The 22,986-nt window shown below is 60.9% G+C and carries 21 protein-coding genes; 19 read left to right on the forward strand and 2 right to left on the reverse strand.

What is annotated here, in order from left to right:
- Positions 1 to 3 precede the first annotated feature (3 nt).
- The 16 genes from B9Z31_RS14645 to B9Z31_RS14720 all read left to right on the forward strand — a co-directional run bounded on the left by B9Z31_RS14645 (position 4) and on the right by B9Z31_RS14720 (position 17,696).
- The gene (locus tag B9Z31_RS14645; protein WP_100120290.1) at positions 4 to 1,296 is read left to right on the forward strand and encodes a branched-chain amino acid ABC transporter permease; all 1,293 of its coding nucleotides are present in this window, start codon (positions 4 to 6) and stop codon (positions 1,294 to 1,296) included.
- A complete protein-coding gene (locus B9Z31_RS14650; protein WP_100120291.1) occupies positions 1,293 to 2,066 on the forward strand; it encodes an ABC transporter ATP-binding protein in 774 nt (257 codons plus the stop codon). Before B9Z31_RS14645 ends, B9Z31_RS14650 begins: the two co-directional genes overlap by 4 nt.
- Positions 2,066 to 2,761: an ABC transporter ATP-binding protein gene (locus B9Z31_RS14655; protein WP_100120292.1), complete on the forward strand. Its 696-nt coding sequence runs from the start codon at positions 2,066 to 2,068 to the stop codon at positions 2,759 to 2,761. Before B9Z31_RS14650 ends, B9Z31_RS14655 begins: the two co-directional genes overlap by 1 nt.
- Positions 2,762 to 2,909: 148 nt before the next feature.
- Positions 2,910 to 5,021, forward strand: coding sequence for a 3-hydroxyacyl-CoA dehydrogenase NAD-binding domain-containing protein (locus B9Z31_RS14660; protein WP_100120293.1), 2,112 nt, complete (start codon positions 2,910 to 2,912; stop codon positions 5,019 to 5,021).
- 59 nt (positions 5,022 to 5,080) lie between these two features.
- Complete coding sequence (locus B9Z31_RS14665) at positions 5,081 to 6,256, forward strand: acetyl-CoA C-acyltransferase (RefSeq protein WP_100120294.1); 1,176 nt, start codon at positions 5,081 to 5,083, stop codon at positions 6,254 to 6,256.
- A gap of 159 nt (positions 6,257 to 6,415) precedes the next feature.
- A complete protein-coding gene (locus B9Z31_RS14670; protein WP_100120295.1) occupies positions 6,416 to 8,230 on the forward strand; it encodes an acyl-CoA dehydrogenase in 1,815 nt (604 codons plus the stop codon).
- The gene (locus B9Z31_RS14675; protein ID WP_100120296.1) at positions 8,230 to 8,532 is read left to right on the forward strand and encodes a Dabb family protein; all 303 of its coding nucleotides are present in this window, start codon (positions 8,230 to 8,232) and stop codon (positions 8,530 to 8,532) included. Before B9Z31_RS14670 ends, B9Z31_RS14675 begins: the two co-directional genes overlap by 1 nt.
- 43 nt (positions 8,533 to 8,575) lie before the next feature.
- Positions 8,576 to 9,367 carry an SDR family oxidoreductase gene (locus tag B9Z31_RS14680; protein WP_100120297.1) on the forward strand — a complete coding sequence of 264 codons (792 nt, stop codon included), beginning with the start codon at positions 8,576 to 8,578 and terminating at the stop codon, positions 9,365 to 9,367.
- Between the two features lie 20 nt (positions 9,368 to 9,387).
- Positions 9,388 to 9,810, forward strand: a complete 423-nt coding sequence (locus B9Z31_RS14685; protein WP_100120298.1) for a PaaI family thioesterase — start codon at positions 9,388 to 9,390, stop codon at positions 9,808 to 9,810.
- Between the two features lie 47 nt (positions 9,811 to 9,857).
- The gene (locus B9Z31_RS14690; RefSeq protein WP_100120299.1) at positions 9,858 to 10,874 is read left to right on the forward strand and encodes an NADP-dependent oxidoreductase; all 1,017 of its coding nucleotides are present in this window, start codon (positions 9,858 to 9,860) and stop codon (positions 10,872 to 10,874) included.
- Positions 10,875 to 10,884: 10 nt separating this feature from the next.
- Positions 10,885 to 11,820, forward strand: a complete 936-nt coding sequence (locus tag B9Z31_RS14695; protein ID WP_100120300.1) for a glutathione S-transferase family protein — start codon at positions 10,885 to 10,887, stop codon at positions 11,818 to 11,820.
- Entirely contained in the window at positions 11,817 to 12,728 is a 912-nt protein-coding gene (locus B9Z31_RS14700) for an SDR family oxidoreductase (protein WP_100120301.1), read from the forward strand. The genes B9Z31_RS14695 and B9Z31_RS14700 overlap by 4 nt, the downstream gene beginning before the upstream one ends.
- Before the next feature lie 233 nt (positions 12,729 to 12,961).
- Positions 12,962 to 15,325, forward strand: coding sequence for a Tex family protein (locus B9Z31_RS14705; RefSeq protein ID WP_100120302.1), 2,364 nt, complete (start codon positions 12,962 to 12,964; stop codon positions 15,323 to 15,325).
- 6 nt (positions 15,326 to 15,331) lie between these two features.
- A complete protein-coding gene (locus tag B9Z31_RS14710) occupies positions 15,332 to 16,417 on the forward strand; it encodes a phospholipase (protein ID WP_100120303.1) in 1,086 nt (361 codons plus the stop codon).
- Positions 16,418 to 16,426: 9 nt separating this feature from the next.
- A complete protein-coding gene (locus B9Z31_RS14715) occupies positions 16,427 to 16,714 on the forward strand; it encodes a DUF1330 domain-containing protein (RefSeq protein WP_100120304.1) in 288 nt (95 codons plus the stop codon).
- A gap of 28 nt (positions 16,715 to 16,742) precedes the next feature.
- Positions 16,743 to 17,696 carry a rhodanese-related sulfurtransferase gene (locus B9Z31_RS14720; protein WP_199174518.1) on the forward strand — a complete coding sequence of 318 codons (954 nt, stop codon included), beginning with the start codon at positions 16,743 to 16,745 and terminating at the stop codon, positions 17,694 to 17,696.
- Between the two features lie 27 nt (positions 17,697 to 17,723).
- Here B9Z31_RS14720 and B9Z31_RS14725 read toward each other — a convergent pair whose 3' ends face one another.
- Positions 17,724 to 18,860 (reverse strand): iron-containing alcohol dehydrogenase, encoded by a 1,137-nt coding sequence (locus B9Z31_RS14725; protein WP_100120306.1) that lies wholly within the window; start codon positions 18,858 to 18,860, stop codon positions 17,724 to 17,726.
- A 166-nt stretch (positions 18,861 to 19,026) separates the two neighbouring features.
- On the opposite strand from B9Z31_RS14725, the gene B9Z31_RS14730 reads away from it, so the two are divergent.
- On the forward strand, positions 19,027 to 19,989 hold the full coding sequence (locus B9Z31_RS14730) for an alpha/beta hydrolase (protein ID WP_100120307.1): 963 nt from the start codon (positions 19,027 to 19,029) through the stop codon (positions 19,987 to 19,989).
- 4 nt (positions 19,990 to 19,993) lie between these two features.
- A complete protein-coding gene (locus B9Z31_RS14735) occupies positions 19,994 to 20,851 on the forward strand; it encodes a YbgC/FadM family acyl-CoA thioesterase (protein ID WP_100120308.1) in 858 nt (285 codons plus the stop codon).
- A gap of 75 nt (positions 20,852 to 20,926) precedes the next feature.
- On the opposite strand, the gene B9Z31_RS14740 is transcribed toward B9Z31_RS14735, so the two are convergent.
- The gene (locus B9Z31_RS14740; protein WP_100120309.1) at positions 20,927 to 21,883 is read right to left on the reverse strand and encodes a folate-binding protein YgfZ; all 957 of its coding nucleotides are present in this window, start codon (positions 21,881 to 21,883) and stop codon (positions 20,927 to 20,929) included.
- 69 nt (positions 21,884 to 21,952) lie between these two features.
- Between B9Z31_RS14740 and mltG the strand changes: the two genes are divergently transcribed.
- Positions 21,953 to 22,969 (forward strand): endolytic transglycosylase MltG, encoded by a 1,017-nt coding sequence (gene mltG, locus B9Z31_RS14745; RefSeq protein ID WP_100120310.1) that lies wholly within the window; start codon positions 21,953 to 21,955, stop codon positions 22,967 to 22,969.
- The last annotated feature ends 17 nt before the right edge of the window (positions 22,970 to 22,986 follow it).

Raw genomic sequence — 22,986 nt, forward strand, 5'->3', positions numbered from 1 at the left:
GACATGGCTGCTGTTTACAAATTCAAACCTTACAACGTGGGCCGCTGGGTCATTTGGGGCCTGTTTGCCTTGGTGTTGGTCCTTGCGCCGTTGGTTTTTACCAGCAATCTGTCGGTGACCATGTTGGCGCAGATGGGCATTGCCATCATCGCCTGCCTGTCCTACAACATTTTGTTGGGGCAAGGCGGCATGTTGAGCTTTGGCCATGCGGTCTATACCGGGCTCGGCTCTTACATGGCGATCCATGCACTCAATGCCGTGAGTGGCGGCAAGCTGCACATTCCCGTGAGCCTGTTGCCCATCGTGGGCGGTGTGGCGGGCATGGGCTTTGCCGTGTTGCTGGGCTGGGTGACCACCCGCAAATCGGGAACGCCATTTGCCATGATCACCTTGGGCGTGGCCGAGTTGGTGTTTGCCATGTCGCTCATGTTCTCTGAGTTTTTCGGGGGCGAGGCGGGCGTTTCTGGCAACCGCGTGGCGGGCGAGGCCTTTTTCGGCATCAACTATGGACCCCAAATTCAGGTCTATTACCTGATTGCCGTGTACACGTTTGTGAGTGTTGCCTTGATGTTCGCCTTCACGCAAACACCACTGGGCCGCATTTTGAATGCGGTGCGCGACAACCCTGAACGCGTGGAGTTCATCGGCTACAACACGCAGCGTGTGCGCTACATGGCTTTCATCATCGCGGGCTTTTTTGCCGGTATCGCGGGAGGCTTGGGCGCCCTGAACTTTGAAATCGTGACCGCCGAGGTGGTGGGGGCAGGGCGCTCGGGCGCTTATTTGTTGTTCACCTTCTTGGGCGGCGCCACCTTTTTCTTTGGCCCCATCATCGGCGCGATTTTGATGATCATCGCCTTTGTGCTGTTGTCCGAGTTGACCAAGGCCTGGCTGCTGTACCTTGGTTTGGTGTTCCTCTTCATGGTCATGTATGCGCCTGGTGGCATCGCCAGTTTGATCATGATGAACCTGCGGGTGGCCAAGTTTGGCAAATTGCGCCAGATCTGGACCAGTTATCTGGGGCTGGGTCTGACCGCCATCGTCATGCTGGCGGGCGCAGGGGCCATGATCGAGATGGTCTACCACCTGCAGCTCAACACCGCCTTGGGTGACACGGTCAAATTCATGGGCGCCACCTTGAACGCCAAGAGTTTGGACAGCTGGTTTGGCTCGGCATTTGTGATGTTGACGGGCCTTGGCTTGTTTGAATTGGCGCGCCGTCAGTTCGCCCGTGACTGGGGCGAGATTCAGACCGACATTGAAAAAGAAATCAAGCGCCGGGAGACCGCAGTATGAGCACCTACGCACTTGAGCTGAAAGACGTTCGTAAGAACTTTGGCAAAACAGAAATCATCCGGGGTGTGAACCTCGCCGTGTCTCCCGGTGAACGGGTGGCGGTGATTGGCCCCAATGGCGCGGGTAAATCCACCCTGTTCAATCTGATCAGTGGCCGCTTTGGCCCGACCAGTGGCGACATTTTGTTGAATGGCCAAGCCATCCAGCACAAAACGCCCTACGAGATCAACCGCATGGGGCTCTCGCGCAGCTTTCAGATCACAAACATCTTCCCCAAGTTGAGTGTGTTTGAAAATTTGCGTTGCGCTGTGCTCTGGAGCCTGGGCTACAAGTACACCTTCTTCAAGTTTTTGTCGGGCCTGAAAGATGCCAATGAGCGCACCGACCAATTGCTGGAAATGATCCGCTTGGACAAAAAGCGCGATGTGTTGGCGGTGAACCTCACCTATGCCGAACAAAGGGCTTTGGAAATCGGTGTGACCATTGCCGGGGGCTCGGATGTGATTTTGCTGGACGAACCCACAGCGGGCATGAGCAAGAGCGAAACATCGCGTTTCATTCAGTTGATCAAAGAAGTCACGGTGGGCAAAACTTTGCTGACGGTGGAGCACGACATGGGGGTGGTGTTTGGCTTGGCCGACAAGATCGCGGTGGTGGTCTATGGCGAGGTGATTGCGTTTGACACCCCGGAGGCTGTGCGGGCCAACGCCAAAGTTCAAGAAGCCTATCTGGGCTCATCGGTTGCAGACAGCCAAGCGGGAGGCCATTGATGTTGACGATAGACAATCTTCACGCTTACTACGGCAAAAGCCATGTTTTGCATGGTGTCGGTTTTGAAGTCGGCCAGGGCGAGATTGTGGCTTTGCTGGGTCGCAACGGTTCGGGCCGCTCCACGACGGCCAAGGCCATCATGGGTTTGGTGGAGTGCCAAGGGCGCATTGATTGGAAAGGCCAGCCGATTCAGGGCAAAAAAGCCTATGAGATCGCCCACCTGGGTTTGGGCTATGTGCCTGAAAACCGGGACATTTTTCCGAAATTGACCGTGCACCAAAACCTGCAGCTGGGTCAAAAGCGCAGTGGGAAAAATGGCCGCTGGTCCTTTGACGACATGTTCGCCATGTTCCCTCGACTCAAAGAGCGTGAGCACACCGAGGCGGGTGTTTTGTCGGGTGGCGAGCAGCAAATGCTCACGCTTTGCCGCACCCTGATGGGCGACCCCGACCTCATCATCATCGATGAGCCGACCGAGGGCTTGGCCCCCAAAATTGTGGAGTTGGTCGGTCAGTACCTGCAAAGCTTGAAATCCAAAGGGGTCTCGGTTTTGCTGATTGAACAAAAGTTGACGATCGCCATGAGCATCTCCGACAGGGCTTTGGTCATGGGCCACGGCTCGATTGTTTTCCAGGGCACCCCCGACGAATTGCGCGCCAACACCTACATCCGCAAGGAGTGGCTCGAGGTTTGAGCCTGGCCTGTTTTTCGATAGAAATGGCTGGCCTTGTTCACCGTCCCAAGGGCGACAAAAATTTTCATTTGACTGCGTTTTTTGTGTCTACAATGCCAAAAAACGAACGGTCGTTCTTTTTTAACTTTTCACGCAAAGGAAGTCCAGCATGACAGCTGAATACAAAGTCCACGGCGATGTCGCGGTCATCACGATGACGAACCCGCCGGTCAACGGTTTGGGGCTGTCCACCCGCGTCGGGATCACCGATGGGCTGGAAAAAGCCAACAACGATTCGGCCGTCAAAGCCATCGTCATCACCGGTGGTGGCAAAGCCTTTTCTGGCGGTGCGGACATCCGTGAATTTGGCTCGCCCAAAGCGATCCAGGAGCCCAATTTGCTGAGCGTCATCCGCGCTTGCGAAAACTCGGGCAAACCCGTTGTGGCCGCCATCCACTCTGTCGCCATGGGCGGTGGTTTGGAGCTGGCTTTGGGTTGCCATTACCGGATCGCCGCGCCTGGCACGTCGATCGCCTTGCCAGAAGTCAAGCTGGGCTTGATCCCGGGTGCCGGCGGCACGCAGCGTCTGCCGCGCGTGATCGGGGTGGAAGCCGCGCTGAACATGATCGTCAGCGGTGAAGCCATCAAGAGCGACATGCTGGCCATGTTGCCGGGTCAAAAATTGTTCGATGCCATGGCGCAATCGGCTGAAACTTTGCCCGAAGAAGCGCTGGCCTTGGCCCGCAAAGTGGCCGCTGCACACGCCGACGGCAGCGCATTGCCCTTGGTGCGCAACCTGCCTTGCAAACACGCGCAAGGCCATGCCTACTTCCAGTTTGCACGCAACATGGTCAAGGGCATGGCCAAAAACCTGCCTGCACCCGCCAAATGCGTGGATGCGGTAGAAGCGGCCACCAAGATGAAATTCGAAGACGGCATGGTTTTTGAACGTGACATCTTCATGAACCTCATGTTGACGCCAGAAAGCCGTGCACTGCGTCACATCTTCATGGCGGATCGTGCAGCCAGCAAGATTCCGGACGTGCCAGAAGACACCCCCAAGCGCGAGATCAAGAGCATTGCCGTGATCGGTGCCGGCACCATGGGCGGTGGTATCTCGATGAACTTCTTGAACGCTGGCATCCCCGTCAAGATGCTGGAGATGAAGCAAGAAGCGCTGGACCGTGGCGTGGCCACCATCCGCAAGAACTACGAAGCCCAGGTCAAAAAAGGCAAGCTCAAGCCAGAGAAGTACGAAGAGCGCATGGCCTTGCTCAGCACCACACTGAGCTACGACGACATCGGTCAGGCCGATCTGGTGATCGAAGCGGTTTTTGAAGAAATGGGCGTGAAAGAGGCCGTTTTCAAAGAGCTGGACCGTGTGATGAAGCCCGGCGCCATTTTGGCTTCCAACACCTCCACATTGGATGTGAACAAAATCGCCAGTTTTACCCAGCGACCACAAGACGTGGTGGGCATGCACTTCTTCAGCCCCGCCAATGTGATGAAGCTGCTGGAAGTCGTGCGCGGCGCTCAAACCGGCAAAGATGTGCTGGCCACGGTGATGGCCATTGGCAAGAAGATCAAGAAGACCTCCGTGGTGTCGGGCGTGTGCGATGGTTTCATCGGCAACCGCATGATCGAGCAGTACAGCCGCCAGGCCGGTTTCCTGATCGAAGAGGGTTGCACCCCCGCGCAAGTGGACAAGGCGGTCGAGAAATTTGGTTTTGCCATGGGCCCATTCCGCATGGGTGACCTGGCCGGCAACGACATTGGCTGGGCCATCCGCAAGCGCCGCTACACCGAAAAGCCCAACCTCAAGTACAGCAAAACCGCTGACTTGTTGTGTGACATGGGCCGTTACGGTCAGAAGACCGGCGCTGGCTGGTACGACTACCAAACCGGCAAGCGCGACGCGATCCCCAGTGCGGTGGTGGTCGAGATGATCGAAAAGCACCGTGCCGCCATCGGCATGACACCGCGCAAAATTTCTGACGAAGAAATCGTGCAGCGTTTGGTGTTCTCCTTGGTCAACGAGGCCGCGCACATCCTGGAAGAGGGCATTGCCAGCAAGGCCAGCGACATCGACATGGTGTACCTGACCGGTTACGGTTTCCCGCTCTGGCGCGGCGGCCCCATGGTTTATGCGGACACCTTGGGCCTGTTCAACGTGGCGCAAGCCATGAAGCGCTTTGCCAAGAACCCCCATGACGACGCGCAATTCTGGCAACCCGCGCCCCTGTTGGCGCGTTTGGTGGCCGAAGGCAAAACATTCAACTGATTTTTTAATTTTCGAGCGGACGAAGCTGAGCTTCGTCTCTCCCATGAAAGGATTTCATCATGACGAATGTAGTCATCGTATCGACCGCACGCACACCCCTGGCCAAGAGCTGGAAGGGCGCTTTCAACATGACGCACGGCGCAACGCTGGGCGGTCACGCGGTGCAGCACGCCGTGGCCCGCGCTGGCATTGACGCCGCAGAGGTCGAAGATGTGATCATGGGTTGTGCCACCCCTGAGGGCGCCACAGGTGCCAACATCGCCCGCCAAGTCGCGCTCAAAGCCGGACTGCCGATCTCTGTCTCGGGCATGACGGTCAACCGGTTTTGTTCATCAGGCTTGCAAACCATTGCCTTGGCGGCTCAGCGCATCATCGCGGGCGAAGGCCAAGTCTATGTGGCTGGCGGTGTGGAAAGCATCTCCTGCGTGCAACAGGAAATGAACACCCACATGCTGCAAGACTTGGCACTGGCCAAGCAAAAGCCAGAGATTTACTGGAACATGTTGCAAACGGCCGAGCAAGTGGCCAAGCGCTACAAGATTGGCCGCGATGTGATGGACGCCTATGGTGCGGCCAGCCAGCAAAAAGCCTGTGCTGCGCAAGCGGCGGGCTTGTTCAACGACGAAATTGCCCCCATCACCGTGACCCAAGGCGTGATCGACAAGGTCATGGGCATGACCACCAAGCAAGTGACCGTGAGCGTGGACGAAGGTCTGCGTGAAGGCACCACGGTGGAAGCCATCAGTGGCCTGCGCTCGGCGCTGCCTGGCGGCTTGGTCACCGCCGGTAACGCCAGCCAGTTTTCCGACGGCGCTGGCGCTTGTGTGTTGATGGACGAAAAACTGGCCGAGCAGCGGGGCATGAAACCTCTGGGCCGTTTCCTGGGTTTTGCCGTGGCCGGTTGCGAGCCCGACGAAATGGGCATTGGCCCGGTGTACGCGGTGCCCAAAGCGCTGGCGCGTCTGGGCCTGACGGTCAATGACATCGACCTTTGGGAGCTGAACGAGGCGTTTGCGGTGCAGGTGCTGTACTGCCGCGACAAATTGGGCATCCCGGCCGACCGTTTGAACGTCAACGGCGGCGCGATTGCGGTGGGTCACCCCTATGGCGTGTCGGGCCAGCGCTTGACAGGCCACGCCCTGATCGAAGGCAAACGCCGCGGTGCCAAGCGTGTGGCGGTGACCATGTGCATTGGCGGCGGCATGGGCGCTTGTGGCATTTTCGAGGTGCTGTGATCACCCCACGCGATGGCTGTCACTTGGATGGCTGACGTGATTCAGGGCAGAAGGCAGGATGTCTTCTGCCCTTTTTTGTGTGGGAGGCCGCCCTTCTGGCCGAATCCATCGCGAGCAGGGGCTCGCGCCCACAGCGCACAGTCATGAAAGAACGAACCGATGAGCCTGCGCCCCACCGTTGATTTTTTGCTGCACGACTGGCTGAAGGTCGAAAGCCTGCAAAGCCGTGCGCGTTTTGCCGACCACTCGCGTGAAACATTCGACGCGGTGCTCGACACCTGCGAGCGCATTGCGCGTGAAAAATACGCCCCGTTCAACCGCTTGGTGGACACGCAAGAACCCCGGTTTGATGGGGAGAAAGTCATCTTGCCGCAGGCCACACACGACGCCTACAAAGCCTACGCCGAATCGGGCATGCTCAGCGCCGCGCAAGACTACGAAGTCGGTGGCATGCAGCTGCCTTACACGGTGGAAGCGGCTGCCAACGCCTTTTTTGCCATGGCCTCGGTCAGCATTGGCTCGGGCATGCTCACCAGCGGCAACGCCAACTTGCTGATGGTGCACGGCACCGAATTGCAAAAAAAGGTATTTGCCCTGAACGAATTCAGCGGGCGCTTTTCGGGCACCATGTGCCTGTCTGAGCCGCAAGCGGGCTCTTCGCTCAGCGACGTCACCACCCGCGCCACGCCCGATGGGGAAGACTTTGCATCCGATGCCTTGGGTGCACGCTACCGCCTCAAAGGCAACAAGATGTGGATCTCGTCGGGCGAGCACGAGCTGTCCGAGAACATCATCCACCTGGTGTTGGCCAAAATTCCGGATGCGAATGGCCAATTGGTGCCGGGTGTCAAAGGCATTTCGCTCTTCATCGTGCCCAAGAAACTGGTGGGCACCGATGGCCAATTGACGGGCGAGCGCAACGATGTGGCGCTGGCAGGCCTGAACCACAAATGCGGCTGGCGCGGAACGACCAACACCTTGCTGAATTTTGGCGAGGGCAAATACCCCATCAGAGGGGATATCGGCGCCGTGGGGTATTTGGTGGGCAAGCCCGGCGAAGGCCTGCGCTGCATGTTCCACATGATGAACGAAGCCCGCATCGGTGTGGGCATGGCCGCCACCATGCTGGGCATGGCCGGTTATTACGCGAGCCTGGACTACGCGAAGAACCGACCACAAGGCCGTCCCACCGGGGCCGGTGGCAAGGACGCCAGCCGCCCACAGGTGCGCATCATCGAGCACGCCGACATCAAGCGCATGCTGCTGGCCCAAAAAGCCTACAGCGAAGGTGCACTGGCGCTCGCCCTGTACTGCGCGCGCTTGGTGGACGAGCAGCACACGGGCACGGCCGACGATGCGGATGTGGCGCGGCTGTTGCTGGAAGTGCTCACGCCCATCGTCAAGAGCTTTCCCAGCGAGTGGTGTTTGGAGGCCAACAGCCTGGCCATCCAGATCCACGGCGGCTATGGCTATACCCGTGACTTCCCGGTCGAGCAGTTCTGGCGCGACAACCGCTTGAACATGATCCATGAGGGCACGCACGGCATCCAGGCCATGGACCTGTTGGGCCGCAAGGTCCTGATGGAAAACGGCCGTGGCCTGCAGTTGCTGGGCGAGCGCATGATGGCCACGGCCGCCCAAGCCGAAAAGGGCTGGGCGCCCGAAGCCGCCGCCTTGCGCGAAGCGCTCACCCAAATCGGCCAAGCCACCCAGCAAGCTTGGGCCGGTGCCGAGCCGGCACAAGCTTTGGCCAATGCGGTCCCGTATTTGCAAGCCTTTGGCCATACGGTGATCGCCTGGATATGGCTGGACGTGGCTGCCAGTTTGGGCGACGACCCCAGTCCGGCAGCGGCAGGGCGGCGCGCCGCTTGCCGCTACTTTTTCCGCTATGAACTCCCCAAAATTGGCGCATGGCTCCAAGTGGTGAGCACGCGCGACCCGACTTGCGCCGATTTGCCAGAGGACGCTTTTTGATGCTCCGACATACCGTCATGTGGCGATTCCACGAGCAGGCCGAAGGGGCCGAAAAAGGGGTCAACATCGAAAAAGCCAAAGCCCTGTTGCTGTCGTGCGCACACGTCGTGCCAGGTATCCGCGCGTTCGAAGTGGCCACCGCGACGCCCGGCATGGACTGCACCCACGATGTGGTGCTTCACATGCTGGTCGATGACGCGCAGGTGCTAGCGGCTTACCAAAATCACCCGCAACATGTGGCCATCAAGCCCTTCATGAAAGCGGTGGTGCGAGAGCGCTGCTGCATGGATTTCATGGTTTGACCCTCAGCCATCCCCAAACATTCAGCGATCAAGGATTTTTTTCATGGCACGCACCACACAACAACTTTTTGACCTGACGGGTCAGGTCGCTTTGGTCACTGGCGGCTCTCGCGGCTTGGGTTTGCAAATGGCCCACGCTCTGGGCGAAGCCGGTGCCAAGATCATGCTCAGCTCGCGCAAAGCCGCTGACCTGGAGCAAGCGGCGGCAGAACTGCAGGCTGCCGGGATCGACGCCCGCTGGATCGCTGCCGACTGCGGCAAGGAAGAAGACATTCGCCGTTTGGCAACTGAAACGATGGAGCGCATGGGGCACATCGACATTTTGGTTAACAACGCCGGCGCGACCTGGGGGGCGCCCGCCGAAGACCACCCGGTCGAGGCCTGGGACAAGGTGATGAACCTGAACGTGCGTGGCTACTTCATCCTGTCACAGGAAGTCGCCAAGCTCAGCATGATTCCCCGAGGAAAAGGGCGCATCTTGAACGTGGCGTCCATCGCGGGCTTGGCGGGTAACCCTTCAGAGATGAAGACCATCGCCTACAACACCTCCAAAGGTGCGGTCGTCAACTTCACGCGTGCATTGGCGGGCGAGTGGGGCGAGCACGGCATCACCGTCAACGCGATTTGCCCAGGTTTTTTCCCCAGCAAGATGACCTACGGCTTGCTCGAAAAGCTGGGTGCCGACAAGATGGCCCAAGGCGCGCCTTTGCGCCGCCTGGGCGATGATGAAGACCTCAAGGGACTGGCGCTGTTGTTCGCGTCGGACGCGGGCAAGCACATCACGGGTCAGTGGATGGCGGTCGATGGTGGCGTCAGCGCCATCATTGGCGGTTGAGCCCCGGAGCCAGGCTGTCCATGAGCATTCCTTTTGGCGCCCACATTCCCTTTGTGCATCACCTGGGGTTCACGCTTGAAAAATTTGAAGGCGGCGAGTCCGAGCTCTTGTACGCACCCCGTGCAGAGCATCACAATTCATTCGATGTCACCCATGGTGGCGCGGTCATGACGCTGCTGGACGTGGTCATGGCCACGGCCGCACGCAGCGTCGAGCAGGACATGGGCGTGGTCACCATTGAGATGAAAACCAGCTTCATGCGGCCCGCCAAAGTGGCGCCAGGCGACAAGCTGGTGGGCCGTGGTCTGCTTCAGCACCGAACCCGCAGCATGGCCTTTACCGAAGGCCGAATCTATGACAGCGCAGGACAGCTGTGCGCCATGGCCACGGGCACCTTCAAATACGTGGCCCGGCGCGTGGCGCAAAGCCCGTCCACAGATTAACCTTAGACCACCCGATTCATTCACACATCACCCACTGGAGATATTTCATGACACTGAACCACCAAATCGTGCTCGACAACCGCCCGCAAGGCGAAGCCACTGTGGCCAACTTCAAGTTGATCGAAGCGCCCATCCCCGCATTGCAAGACGGTCAGGTGTTGGTCAAGCACCACTTCATGAGCCTGGACCCCTACATGCGCGGCCGCATGAACGAGAGCAAAAGCTACGCCGTCCCGCAGCCCCTGGGCCAAGTCATGATCGGTGGCACGGTGGGGGAGGTGGTTGACAGCCAGCACCCCAAATTCAAAGCCGGTGACCAGGTGGTCGGCATGGGCGGCTGGCAAGAATACAGCGTGGTCGATGCGAATGTGGTGGGCGCTCTGCGCAAGGTCGACACCACCCATGTGCCGCTCTCGCATTACCTGGGCGCCGTGGGCATGCCCGGCGTGACCGCTTGGTATGGTTTGGTCAAAATCATCAACCCCAAAGCCGGCGAGACCGTCACGGTGAGCGCGGCCAGTGGCGCGGTGGGCAGTGCTTATGGCGCCCTGGCCAAAGCCCGCGGTTGCCGCGTGGTGGGCATTGCAGGCGGCAAAGACAAATGCGACTACGTGGTCAAGGAGTTAGGCTTTGACGCCTGCATTGACTACAAGGACCACAAGGACTACCTGAGCCTGTCCAAGGCCCTGCGCGAAGCCTGCCCCAACGGCATTGATGGCCACTTTGAGAACGTGGGCGGCATGGTGCTGGACGCGGTGATGCTGCGCACCAACGCTTTCGCCCGCATTGCCGTGTGCGGCATGATCGCCGGCTACGACGGCGCACCCTTGCCCATGGCCAACCCCGCGCTGATTTTGGTCAACCGCATGAAGATCGAGGGCTTCATCGTCAGCGAGCACATGGAAGTGTGGCCCGAAGCCTTGCAAGAGCTGGGCACCCTGGTGGGCACGGGCAAGTTGCGCCCCCGCGAATCGGTGGCCCAAGGCTTGGCGGCTGCGCCTGAGGCCTTTTTGGGTTTGCTCAAGGGCAAGAATTTCGGCAAACAGTTGGTCAAGCTGGTCTGAGGCTCAGCGCATGTCCTCTCTGATCCTGCACCATTACCCCACATCGCCGTTTGCTGAAAAAATTCGCTTGATATTGGGCTACAAGCAATTGGCTTGGGACAGCGTGTTCATTCCGATGATCATGCCCAAGCCTGATTTGACAGCGCTCACGGGCGGGTACCGCAAAACCCCCGTGCTGCAAATCGGCGCGGACATTTACTGCGACACCGCTTTGATCTGCGATGTGCTGGAGCAATGGGCCCCCACGCCCCCGCTTTTCCCGGACGCGGTCAAAGGTGTGGCCCGGATCGTGACGCAATGGGCGGACACCGCATTGTTCACCACGGCCATGGCCTACAACTTCCAGCCTGCGGGCGTGGCGCAAGTCTTTGCCGGCGCGCCTGCTGAAGGCGTGCAAGCCTTTGTGGCCGATCGCACCGCCATGCGCAGCGGCGCCGCCCGCATGTCGTCCACCGACGCGGCAGCCACGTACAAAAGCTACCTGCGGCGCTTGGCCAACATGCTGCATGGGCAAGACTTTTTGTTGGGTGAGCAGCCTTGCGTGGCCGATTTCGCGGCGTATCACCCGCTTTGGTTCACCCAGGAGCGCACGCCTGTTTTGGCGGGCATTTTGGACGCCACACCCGAAGTCAAAACCTGGATGGCGCGCATCAAGGCGATCGGTCATGGCGCTCCCGGCCAATGCCACAGCGAACAAGCCTTGCAAGTCGCACGCAGTTCAACGCCCACATGGCTGCAGGACGAGGTGTTCCAGGACGAACACGGCATCGCGCTGGGCAGCCAAGTGCTGATTGCCGCCGACAACTTTGGCCTAGAGCCGACCGAAGGCGAGCTGGTGGCCGCGACCCGCACCCGCTACACCTTGCGCCGCACCGATGAACGTGCAGGCACCGTCCATGTCCATTTCCCGCGTGTCGGGTTCACATTGAAAAAGGTTTCCCCATGATCGAGAATTTCAAAGGCAAAACCGCCGTCCTGACTGGCGCAGGCTCCGGCTTCGGCTTGGAATGTGCCCGCATCGGTGCCAAGCTGGGCATGAACCTCGTGCTGGTGGATGTGCAACAAGATGCCTTGGACAAAGCCGCCGCGGAAATGAGCGCCCAAGGTGCACAGGTTCTGGCCCGCCAAGTCGACGTGTCCAATGCCCAGGCCATGGAACAACTGGCCGCTGAGGTCAAAGCCCGTTTTGGTGCGCCGCACTTGGTGTTCAACAACGCGGGCGTGGGGGCAGGGGGCTTGGTTTGGGAAAACTCGGTCGCCGACTGGGAATGGGTGCTGGGCGTCAACCTGTGGGGCGTGGTGCACGGCGTACGCCTGTTCACCCCCATGATGCTGGAAGCCGCCAAGGCCGATCCGGCCTACCAAGGCCACATCGTCAACACCGCCAGCATGGCCGGTTTGCTCACGCCCCCCAACATGGGCATCTACAACGTGAGCAAGCACGCGGTGGTGTCACTGACCGAAACCCTTTACCAAGACCTGCACCTGGTCTCAGACCAGATCAGCGCCAGCGTGCTGTGCCCCTACTTTGTGCCCACGGGCATCAGCCAGAGCCAGCGCAACCGTCCAGCCGACTTGGCCGCTGACAAGCCCACGGCCAGCCAGTTGATCGGGCAAGCCCAAAGCGACAAAGCGGTGGGCAGCGGCAAAGTGTCGGCCGCCGATGTGGCGCAAAAGGTGTTTGATGCGGTCGCGAGTGACCAGTTCTACATCTACAGCCACCCGCAGGCGCTGGGCAATGTGCAAAGCCGCATGGAAGCCATTGTGATGGGCAACAACCCACCCGACCCGTTTGCGGCCAAACCCGAAGTGGGAGAGGGATTGCGCAAAGCCTTGCGCGACGCCAACGCATAAAGACGGGCAGCAACCGCGCCTTTGCGCGGTGCTGTGCCGTGCCGTGCGCCCTGGCCCAGGGCCGTGGGCCTTGATCACCCCGCATGGATGCGCGGCAACATCGCAGGCCGCGCTGTCCGCATCTTCTCGCACGTCTCAGCGAAGGCGCCCGCCCTGGCTGCGCTCAAGCGGCCGTGGCTGGCGCGCCTTGTGGCAAACTCGCCCGCTTTCCCTCCCCATATGTGACCTCAGACATGCAGAAAATCCTGGCCCAACTGGCCGCAGAAATCCGTATCCGCCCTGAGCAGGTCAAAACCGCTGTGGAACTGCTGGACGGCGGCGCCACAGTTCCTTTCATCGCCCGTTACCGCAAAGAAGTGACCGATGGCTTGGACGACATCCAGCTGCGAGAGCTGGAAGCACGGCTGGGCTATTTGCGCGAACTGGAAGACCGCCGTGCTGCCGTCATCAAAAGCATCACCGAGCAGGGCAAGATGACGCCAGACTTGCTGGCCGCCATCGATGCCGCGCCCACCAAGCAAGAACTGGAAGACCTGTACCTGCCTTTCAAGCCCAAGCGCCGCACCAAGGGCATGATCGCCCGTGAAGCCGGTCTGGAGCCGCTGGCCGACAAGCTGTTTGCCGACCCCACGCTGGAGCCGCATGCCGAAGCCGCCGCTTTTGTGCTGGCGGCAGGCGCGATCGAAGGCGCCGACTTCAGCACCACGGCCGCTGTTTTGGATGGCGTGCGCGACCTCCTGAGCGAACGCTGGGCCGAAGACGCATCGCTGGTGCAAGGCCTGCGCGAATGGCTGTGGAACGAAGGTTTGTTCAAAAGCAAGCTGGCCGATGGCAAGGACGAAAACCACCCCGACGTGGCCAAGTTCCGCGATTACTTTGACTACGACGAACCCATTGGCCGCGTGCCCAGCCACCGGGCACTGGCGGTGTTCCGGGGCCGGGCGCTGGAAATGCTGGACGCCAAATTGGTCCTGCCCGTCGAACCTGAACCCGGCAAACCCAGCATGGCCGAAGGCAAGATCGCCATCCATCTGGGCTGGAGCCATGCAGCGCGCCCTTCAGACGACCTGATCCGCAAATGCGTGGCCTGGACTTGGCGCGTGAAACTGAGCCTGTCCACCGAGCGCGATCTGTTCACCCGTCTGCGCGAAGAGGCCGAAAAAGTCGCCATCAAGGTGTTCAGTGACAACCTGCGTGATTTGCTCTTGGCCGCACCTGCAGGCCCCCGTGTGGTCATGGGGCTGGATCCGGGCATCCGCACGGGTGTGAAAGTGGCCGTGGTGGACGCCACCGGCAAACTGGTCGACACCGCCACGGTGTACCCGCATGAGCCGCGCAAGGACTGGGAAGGCTCGCTCTTCACCCTGGCCAAGCTGTGCGAAAAGCACCATGTGGATCTGATTGCGATTGGCAACGGCACCGCCAGCCGAGAGACCGACAAGCTGGCGGCTGACCTGATCAAGCAATTGGCCAAGCTGCGCGAAGGCGCCGAGATCCAGAAGGTCGTGGTCAGCGAGGCGGGCGCGTCGGTTTACAGCGCCAGCGAATTTGCTTCGCAAGAAATGCCCGAGGTGGACGTGAGCCTGCGCGGCGCGGCCTCCATTGCCCGCCGCCTGCAAGACCCCTTGTCTGAGCTCGTCAAGATCGACCCCAAAGCGATTGGCGTGGGCCAGTACCAGCACGACGTGAACCAGAGCGAGCTGGCCAAAACGCTGGATGCGGTGGTGGAAGACTGTGTGAACTCGGTGGGCGTGGACCTGAACACCGCCAGCGTCCCCTTGCTCACCCGCGTGTCCGGCTTGTCGGCCAGCGTGGCCAAGTCGGTGGTGCGCTGGCGCGATGCCCACGGTGTGTTCAAAACGCGCCAGGATTTGCTCAAAGTGACGGGCCTGGGTGCCAAGACCTTCGAGCAAAGCGCGGGCTTTTTGCGCATCCGCGGCGGGGACAACCCGCTGGACATGACCGGCGTGCACCCCGAAACCTACCCGGTGGTCGAACAAATCATCGTCAAAACCGCCAAGCCGATTCAAGAGATCATGGGCCGCTCGGACGTTTTGAAAACCCTCAAGCCCGAGCTGTTTGCGAACGACATGTTCGGTGCCATCACCATCAAAGACATCCTGGGTGAGCTGGAGAAACCCGGCCGCGACCCACGGCCCGACTTCAAAGTGGCCCGCCTGGCCGACGGCGTGGAAGACATCAAGGACCTGAAAGAAGGCATGACCTTGGAAGGCACGGTGAGCAACGTGGCCCAGTTCGGCGCCTTTGTGGACCTGGGCGTGCACCAGGACGGCTTGGTCCATGTGAGCCAGCTGGCCAACAAGTTCGTGACCGATGCCCGTGAAGTGGTCAAGACGGGTGACATCGTCAAAGTGAAAGTGCTTGAAGTCGACGTGGCCCGCAAGCGCATCAGCTTGACCATGAAGCTGGACGCTGCGCCCGCAAGGCGCGATGGCCCGAGAGACAACAAGTTTGAAGGGGCAGGGCGGGACAACCGCCAGCGCGGCGGCGGCGCAGGCTACAACTCGCCTCCCGCAGCCGGTGCTGGCTCGGCCATGGCCAGTGCCTTCGCCAAACTGCAAGGCCTCAAAAAGTAAAGCCCCATGCAAGCCCTCCACATCCACGCCGGCCCCAAGGCACTCGCCCACATCCGTGCGCATGGCCTGAGGCCCGAACACGTGGGGGTGATCCCTGCGGCGGCGGGCGGCCCCAAGGGCTTGATCCTTGGGCCACTGGACCGCTTCATTTTTGGCGAATGGCTGACCCCAAGCCAGCAGCCGGTGGACCTGGTGGGCGCATCGATTGGCGCGTGGCGCATGGCCACCGCCTGCCTCCATGATCCGGTGACCGCGTTTGAGCGGCTCGAGCACGACTACATACACCAGCATTACGAACCGCTGCCTGGGCGCGAGCGTGTCACGGCTGAACAGATCAGCGCGGCATTCGGGCAAAGCTTGCAAGCCTTTTATGGCGGGCGTGTGGACGAAATTCTGAGCCACCCGCGCTTTCGGCTGCACATGGTCACATCGCATGGGCGGCATATCCTGCACCGTGAGCACCCTCTTGCCACGCCGCTGGGCTACGCAGGCGCGTACCTGAGCAATGCGGTGAGCCGCAGGGCCTTGGGTGCCTGGTTGGAACGCGTGGTGTTTTCCGCGCAAGGTGCGGCCTTGCCATTTGAAGCACAAGACTTCCGCACCCTGGTTGTGGGCCTGACCGAAAGCAATTTCATGCCGGCTTTGCAAGCGAGTTGCGCCATTCCGTTTGCCCTGAAGGCCGTGCACGACATTCCAGGCGCGCCTGCAGGGGCCTATTGGGACGGGGGCATCACCGATTACCACCTGCACCTGAACTGGACCGCGCCTGTCAAAGGTCCTGATCGCGCCATCGTGCTCTACCCCCACTTCCAGCACAAAGTGGTGCCTGGCTGGCTCGACAAAGCGCTCAAATGGCGGCATGGTGCGACACCGTTTTTGGACCACACCATCGTGCTGTCCCCCAATCCAGAATGGGTCAAAACCCTGCCGAACGGGAAACTGCCTGACCGCCAGGACTTCATGCGCTACGACCGGGATTTGGCGGGGCGCCTCAAGGTGTGGAAAGCGGCAACACGGGCCAGTCAGCAATTGGCCGATGAGTTTGCCCTTTGGTTGCTCAACCCCGCCTCGTCCGAGGTTCAAGCTTTATGAGGATCGCGCATGTCTGAAGGTTTTGTGGTTGGTCAAATGACCGTGAAAGATCCTGAAAAATGGGGCCAATACCGATCGCAGGTCTTGGCCACCTTGCAGCCTTTTGGCGGAGAACTTGTGTTCCGCGGTGAGCAGGTCCTGTCTTTTTCTGGCCTCAATCCCCACCCCGACATCGTCGTGATCCGCTTTCCTTCTTTGGCGCAGGCCCAGGGCTGGCATGGCTCTGAGGCCTACCAAAAACTGATTCCATTGCGGCAGGAAGCCGCCGATGTCGTCCTGACCGCCTATGCCACATAACCCTGATCTGAAAGTGGATAATGGGGGGATGTCAAGCGTCCCTCTTTACCTCACCGCCGCCCTCTACAAATTCGTTGATTTGCCCGATTTCGCCGATCTGCAAGCCCCATTGCAGGCCTGTTGTGAGGACAACCAGGTCAAAGGCACGCTGCTTTTGGCGCACGAAGGCATCAACGGCACAATTGCCGGCCCTGAAGCCGGTATCCATGCCGTTTTATCGTTCTTGCGTGCCGATCCACGTCTGGCCAGCCTGGTGCACAAAGCGTCCTGGAGCCCCAAGCCACCGTTTACCCGCATGAAGGTCAAGCTCAAAAAAGAGATCGTGACCTTGCGCGTGCCTGAGCTCGATCCGAACAAAACCGTGGGCCAATACGTCAAACCCGCCGACTGGAATGCCTTGCTGGCCGACCCGGACGTGGTGGTGATCGACACCCGCAACGACTACGAAGTGGCGATTGGCACCTTCAAGGGCGCTGTCAACCCGAACATCAAGAACTTTGTGCAGTTGCCCGCTTGGCTGGACGCGCAGCCGCATCTGCAAGGCGACGCCGCCAAAAAGACCAAGGTGGCGATGTTTTGCACAGGCGGCATCCGCTGCGAGAAATCCACCGCGCTCATGAAGATGCGTGGATTTGAAGAGGTTTACCACCTCGAAGGCGGCATCCTCAAATACCTCGAGGAAATCCCGCCCGAGCAAAGCACATGGGAAGGCGACTGCTTTGTTTTTGACGAACGCGTGAGCGTGGGTCACGGGCTGGGTTTGGGCCACCACGCGCTGTGCCGCTCCTGCCGCTGGCCCCTGAGTGAGCAAGACAAACTGTCGCCGCACTACGTTTTGGGCGTGAGCTGCGACCACTGTCACGACCAACGCACACCCGAGCAAAAGGCAAAGCTGGCCGAGCGCCAACGCCAGGTGGAATTGGCCGAGGCACGGGGCGAGCTGCATGTGGGCGCCAAGATGCCTGACCACGAGGCGCCTTGAGGGCTGCTGCCCAGCCCATTGACAGACTCACAGGCTGGTCAGCAGCATGTCGCGGTATTCGTCCGCCGAGGCGATGCGCGGGTTGGTTTTGTGGCAATGGTCGGCCAGAGCCCCGGTGATCACCGCGTCAAACATGCCTTCGGTGACGCCCATGGCACCCAAGCCTGTGGGCAGGCCCAATCGGGCGTTCATGTCCTGGATGGCGGCTGGAATGTCGCTGCCGCTGTGCAGGCCCATGGCCTGGGCCATGCGGCTCAGGCGGTTTTCTTTTTGCACCGATTCGGCAGCGGCGTTGAAGGTGACCACAGCAGGCAAAAACATGGCGTTCAAAGTGCCGTGGTGCAGGCGAGGATTCACACCACCCAGGCTGTGGCTCAGGCTGTGCACACAGCCCAGGCCTTTTTGGAAGGCCATGGCGCCTTGCATGCTGGCGCTCATCATGTTCAGGCGCGCATCCCGGTCTTGCCCGTTGTGGGTGGCCCGCTCGATGTGCGCCCAACCCCGCGCCAAGCCGTCGAGCGCGATGCCGTCGGCAGGCGGGTTGAAGGGCGCGGCCATGAAGGTTTCCATGCAGTGTGCAATCGCGTCCATGCCTGTGGCGGCCGTGAGCACTGGCGGCAGGCCAAGGGTCAATTCGGGGTCGCAAATGGCCGCTTTGGGCACGATGAACCAGCTGTGAAAACCCAGTTTTCGGCCATCGTCGACGATCAAAATCGCGCCCCGTGCCACTTCAGAGCCTGTGCCGGCCGTGGTGGGCACGGCAATCAAGGGGGCCACGCGGTCGGTGATCTTGAGTGAGCCGCCCTCTATTGTTGCGTAGGTCTTGAGCGGGCCCTCGTGTGTGGCGGCAATGGCCACGCCCTTGGCGCAGTCGATGGACGAGCCACCGCCCAGCGCGATCAGGCCGTCGCAGTTGTGCTGCTTGTACACAGCGGCTGCGGCACGCACAGCGGCTTCGGTGGGGTTGGAGGGGGTTTGGTCAAACACGCTGACCTGCAGACCGGGCAGGGCGGCGAGCGCCTTGTCCAAGATGCCCACGGCCTTCACGCCTGCGTCGGTCACGATCAGGGGCCGGGTGATGCCCACGCGCTCACATTCGGCCTTGAGCAGCCCGATGGCGCCAAAGTCGATCTGGATCTGGGTGACGTAGTTGATGAAAGACATGCCATGTTCTCCGGTGGGGGTGCAAGTGACAGACCCCGTGCGCGGGGCGTTGTACGATTTGGCTTCATTTTGATTCAGGATCCGCCTTTGTCCATCCGGCCCAACGCCCAATCCGTCACGTTGGCAACACCCTTCATCCACAAGGTCTGACCCGCCACCCGCATCCATGAGCAGCCACCACCTCCATCCCCGTTCCTTGTTGAACCCGGCCACGCGCACCCTGATTGACCGCGTCGAGCGGGCAGGCCGCCCGCCCATGCACGCCATGACGGCCGAGCAAGCGCGTGCTTTTTACGACATCGGCGGCCCGATTCTGGACCTGCAGCCCGCACCCCATGTGGACCGGGTGCAGGACATCACCATCCCGGCGCGCGACGGTCACGCCATGCCTGCGCGGCTGTACGCCCCGAGCATCAACGCCGCATTGCCTGTGCTGCTGTACCTGCACGGCGGTGGCTTCACCGTGGGCAGCCTGAGCACGCACGACGTGTTGTGCCGACAACTGAGCCGGCAAGGCCATTGCGCTGTGGTCTCGCTCGATTACCGGCTTGCCCCCGAGCACCGATTCCCACAGGCGGTGCACGACGCCTGGGACGCGCTGAACTGGCTGCACCAGCACGGGCAGACCCTGGGGTTGGACAGCGCACGCCTGGCGGTGGGCGGCGACAGCGCGGGCGGCACTTTGTCTGCCGTGTGCGCATTGATGGCCCGTGATGCAGGCCTGAAACTCGCATTGCAGCTGCTGTTTTACCCGGGTTGCGGCGCGCGTCAAGACACCGCTTCGCACCACACGTTTGGTCAGGGCTTCATGCTGGACAAGGACACCATCGCCTGGTTTTTTGACGGCTACATTGACGCCGCAGACCGCGACGACTGGCGCTTTGCCCCCGGCAACGCCTCTGAGCACAGCGGCCTGGCCCCGTGCTGGATGGGCCTAGCCGAGTGTGACCCGCTGGTGGACGAAGGGATTCGCTATGCCGACACGCTGCGCATGGCAGGCGTGCCCGTTGATCTGGAAATTTACAAAGGTGTGATCCATGGCTTCATCACCATGGCCCGCGCCATCCCCGATGCCCTGAAGGCCCATGCCGATGCGGGCCGGGCCCTGCAACACGCTTTTGAAAGTTGAACCCATGAAACGCCAGGACTTCCGTTTTTCTCACCGCATGCGCGTGCGCTGGGTCGAAGTGGACATGCAAAAAATCGTGTTCAACGGTCACTACCTCATGTATTTCGACACCGCCGTCACCGATTACTGGCGGCAACTGGCCATGCCATACGCCGAAACCATGCACCAGCTGGGGGGTGACCTGTTCGTGAAAAAGGCCAGTGTCGAGTACCACGCCAGCGCCGAAATGGACGATTTTCTGGACGTGTGCATGCGCTGCGACCGCGTGGGCAACTCGTCCATGACCTTTGTGGGCGCGATTTTCCGCGGGGATGAATTGCTGATCACCAGCGAGCTGGTCTATGTGTACGCCGACCCGGTGGCGAAAAAGAGCCAGCCCATCCCGGCCCCACTGCGCGACATGCTTGAAGGCTTTGAGCGCGGCGAAGACATGGTGCAGGTACATGTGGGCGCTTGGCATGATTTTCAGAAGTGGGCCAGTCCGCTGCGCACCGAGGTGTTTGTGCACGAGCAAAAAGTGCCCGCCGACATGGAGTTGGACGACGATGACGAGACCGCCTTGCACGCCGTGGCCTTGAACCGCATGGGCCTGCCATTGGCCACAGGCCGCTTGTTGCAACATGCACCCGGTGTGGCCCGCATTGGCCGCATGGCTGTCAAAAAACAAATGCGCGGCAGCGATCTGGGCCGTCGCGTCTTGCACGCATTGATGGACGCCGCCCAAAACCGGGGCGACGCCCAGGTGATCTTGCACGCCCAATGCAGCGCCGAAGGCTTTTACAAGCGCTCAGGCTTCGTGCCCCACGGGGCTGTGTTCGAAGAAGCCGGGATTGCGCACGTGGAGATGGTGCGCCCCCTTTAGGCGCGATTTTCTTGCCGTGAACAGACCCTGCTCACCGAAGCCTTTCGCCGCAGTGGGGGCCTGTGCTGGATAAGCTCAGATGTCTGCCAGCAAGGCGTAGGGCAGGGGCAGCACATCCAGCGCTGCGCCATCGGCAGGGGCTGTGTGCCAACCCGTGGCCTGGCTCTCCAGCGTGCCGCTGACCAGCGCGACATACCCTTGGCCGTCTGGCCGGGGCGCACTCAGCACCACGGTGGCGCAGGGCTGCTCGGGGTCGGCTGGGGTGAAGAGGTCTTGCCCGGCCACAAGGGCCACGGGACTGTGCACCAGCGCTGTGCGGCGCTTCAAGGTGCCACGGAACTGGCTGCGGGCCACCACTTCCTGGCCCGGGTAGCAGCCTTTTTTGAAGTTGACGCCGCCCACCGATTCGTAGTTGAGCATTTGCGGGACGAAAGCCTCGAACACAGGCTGGCTGACCAGCGTCACGCCGCTCATCACTTCGGCCCATGCCCAGACCTCGGCGGGCAGATGGGCGCCTGCGGGCAGCGTCGACTCGGCCGGCCCCAACCACAGCGCACGCGCAAGCGGCACCTCACCGACCACGGCCGGGTACAGCGCCACAGCGTGCACACCATCCACGCTGGCGGTCTGCCAAGGGGTGGCAGGGCCCACCCAAGTTGCAGCGCTGTCGCCCAGCAAACCACGCAGCTGCCATTGGCCCGTCGCGTCGGTCATTTTGACTTTGGCCCGCAGCACGAACATGGACAGACGTTTGAGGGTGTGGGCCAGCAAATCCAGGCTCATGACCAACAAAACGGTGTCGGGGGCTGATTTGATGAGCACAAAACTGGCCTGCATGCGCCCCTTGGCCGAGCAAAACGCCGCCAGGCGTGACTGCCCCACGGGCAGCAAGAGCACGTCGTTGCTCAATTGGTTGTGCAAAAAGTGGGCAGCGTCTTCGCCCTGCGCCTGAAGCACGCCCAGGTGGGGCAGGGCAGTGACGCCGCTCTGCGCGGCGATGGATTGCGGGCTGTTTTCTTCAAGGGTGTTCATGTGGCGGCTGTGTCCTCTGGCAAGCTGTGAATTATCATCCCCCCACGTTTTCGACACCCACACAAGGACATGACCGTGCTCAAAGGCTGGATGAAGTCAGTGACAAGCCTTCTCCTCTTGGCCTTGATGCTGGGGGCTGCAGGCGTTTGGTGGGTTCAGCACCCGTTGGACACAGGCCAAAAGACGCTGGATTTGTCGATCGAGCCTGGGACTTCACCCAAAGCCATCGCCCAAGCGGTGGTGGATGCGGGAGCCGATGTATCGGCCACTTGGCTTTACGCTTGGTTCCGACTGTCCGGGCAGTCGCGTCAAATGCGCGCAGGCAGCTATGAAATCGCGCCTGACACCACGCCCCAGCGGCTCTTGAACATGTTGGTGCGTGGCGAAGAAAGCCTGCGCTCGGTGACCTTGGTGGAAGGCTGGAACTGGCGACAGCTTCGCCAGGCCTTGGCCAAGGCGGAGCACCTCAAGCCTGACAGCCGGGTGTTGAGCGACGAGGCCTTGATGGCCCAGTTGGGTCGCCCCGGTGTGGCCCCGGAAGGGCGCTTTTACCCAGACACCTATGCCTATGCCAAAGGGTCCAGCGATTTGGCTGTTTTGCAACGGGCCATGAAGGCCATGGACAAACATCTGCTGCAGGCTTGGGAAGCGCGTCAGCCCAGCGTGTCGCTCAAAACGCCTGAAGAGCTTTTGGTCTTGGCCAGTATTGTTGAGAAAGAGACCGGCAAAGGATCAGACCGTCCCATGGTGTCTGGCGTGTTCAACAACCGGCTGCGCATCGGCATGCGTTTGCAGACCGACCCCACCGTGATTTATGGCTTGGGCGAAGCCTTTGATGGCAACTTGCGCCGCATCCACCTGCAGACCGACAACCCCTGGAACACCTACACCCGTGGTGGTTTGCCGCCGACACCGATTGCCATGCCTGGCAAAGCCGCATTGTGGGCGGCGGTACAACCCGCCAAGACGCAAGCGCTGTACTTTGTGGCCAAAGGCGATGGCAGCAGCCATTTCAGCGCAACGCTCGAAGAGCACAACCGGGCCGTCAACCGTTACCAACGCGGCATCAAAACCGGCCAGGATTGATGCCCGGCTGGAGCCTG

The organism is Limnohabitans sp. G3-2 (assembly GCF_002778275.1).
In the GTDB taxonomy this organism is placed as follows: domain Bacteria; phylum Pseudomonadota; class Gammaproteobacteria; order Burkholderiales; family Burkholderiaceae_C; genus Limnohabitans_A.

What these genes read in the sequence shown, in the direction of transcription:
- B9Z31_RS14645 (WP_100120290.1), top strand. Translation starts at nt 4, where the DNA reads ATGGCTGCTGTTTACAAATTCAAACCTTACAACGTGGGCCGCTGGGTC.
- B9Z31_RS14650 (WP_100120291.1), top strand. Translation starts at nt 1,293, where the DNA reads ATGAGCACCTACGCACTTGAGCTGAAAGACGTTCGTAAGAACTTTGGC.
- B9Z31_RS14655 (WP_100120292.1), top strand. Translation starts at nt 2,066, where the DNA reads ATGTTGACGATAGACAATCTTCACGCTTACTACGGCAAAAGCCATGTT.
- B9Z31_RS14660 (WP_100120293.1), top strand. Translation starts at nt 2,910, where the DNA reads ATGACAGCTGAATACAAAGTCCACGGCGATGTCGCGGTCATCACGATG.
- B9Z31_RS14665 (WP_100120294.1), top strand. Translation starts at nt 5,081, where the DNA reads ATGACGAATGTAGTCATCGTATCGACCGCACGCACACCCCTGGCCAAG.
- B9Z31_RS14670 (WP_100120295.1), top strand. Translation starts at nt 6,416, where the DNA reads ATGAGCCTGCGCCCCACCGTTGATTTTTTGCTGCACGACTGGCTGAAG.
- B9Z31_RS14675 (WP_100120296.1), top strand. Translation starts at nt 8,230, where the DNA reads ATGCTCCGACATACCGTCATGTGGCGATTCCACGAGCAGGCCGAAGGG.
- B9Z31_RS14680 (WP_100120297.1), top strand. Translation starts at nt 8,576, where the DNA reads ATGGCACGCACCACACAACAACTTTTTGACCTGACGGGTCAGGTCGCT.
- B9Z31_RS14685 (WP_100120298.1), top strand. Translation starts at nt 9,388, where the DNA reads ATGAGCATTCCTTTTGGCGCCCACATTCCCTTTGTGCATCACCTGGGG.
- B9Z31_RS14690 (WP_100120299.1), top strand. Translation starts at nt 9,858, where the DNA reads ATGACACTGAACCACCAAATCGTGCTCGACAACCGCCCGCAAGGCGAA.
- B9Z31_RS14695 (WP_100120300.1), top strand. Translation starts at nt 10,885, where the DNA reads ATGTCCTCTCTGATCCTGCACCATTACCCCACATCGCCGTTTGCTGAA.
- B9Z31_RS14700 (WP_100120301.1), top strand. Translation starts at nt 11,817, where the DNA reads ATGATCGAGAATTTCAAAGGCAAAACCGCCGTCCTGACTGGCGCAGGC.
- B9Z31_RS14705 (WP_100120302.1), top strand. Translation starts at nt 12,962, where the DNA reads ATGCAGAAAATCCTGGCCCAACTGGCCGCAGAAATCCGTATCCGCCCT.
- B9Z31_RS14710 (WP_100120303.1), top strand. Translation starts at nt 15,332, where the DNA reads ATGCAAGCCCTCCACATCCACGCCGGCCCCAAGGCACTCGCCCACATC.
- B9Z31_RS14715 (WP_100120304.1), top strand. Translation starts at nt 16,427, where the DNA reads ATGTCTGAAGGTTTTGTGGTTGGTCAAATGACCGTGAAAGATCCTGAA.
- B9Z31_RS14720 (WP_199174518.1), top strand. Translation starts at nt 16,743, where the DNA reads ATGTCAAGCGTCCCTCTTTACCTCACCGCCGCCCTCTACAAATTCGTT.
- B9Z31_RS14725 (WP_100120306.1), bottom strand. Translation starts at nt 18,860, where the DNA reads ATGTCTTTCATCAACTACGTCACCCAGATCCAGATCGACTTTGGCGCC.
- B9Z31_RS14730 (WP_100120307.1), top strand. Translation starts at nt 19,027, where the DNA reads ATGAGCAGCCACCACCTCCATCCCCGTTCCTTGTTGAACCCGGCCACG.
- B9Z31_RS14735 (WP_100120308.1), top strand. Translation starts at nt 19,994, where the DNA reads ATGAAACGCCAGGACTTCCGTTTTTCTCACCGCATGCGCGTGCGCTGG.
- B9Z31_RS14740 (WP_100120309.1), bottom strand. Translation starts at nt 21,883, where the DNA reads ATGAACACCCTTGAAGAAAACAGCCCGCAATCCATCGCCGCGCAGAGC.
- mltG (WP_100120310.1), top strand. Translation starts at nt 21,953, where the DNA reads ATGACCGTGCTCAAAGGCTGGATGAAGTCAGTGACAAGCCTTCTCCTC.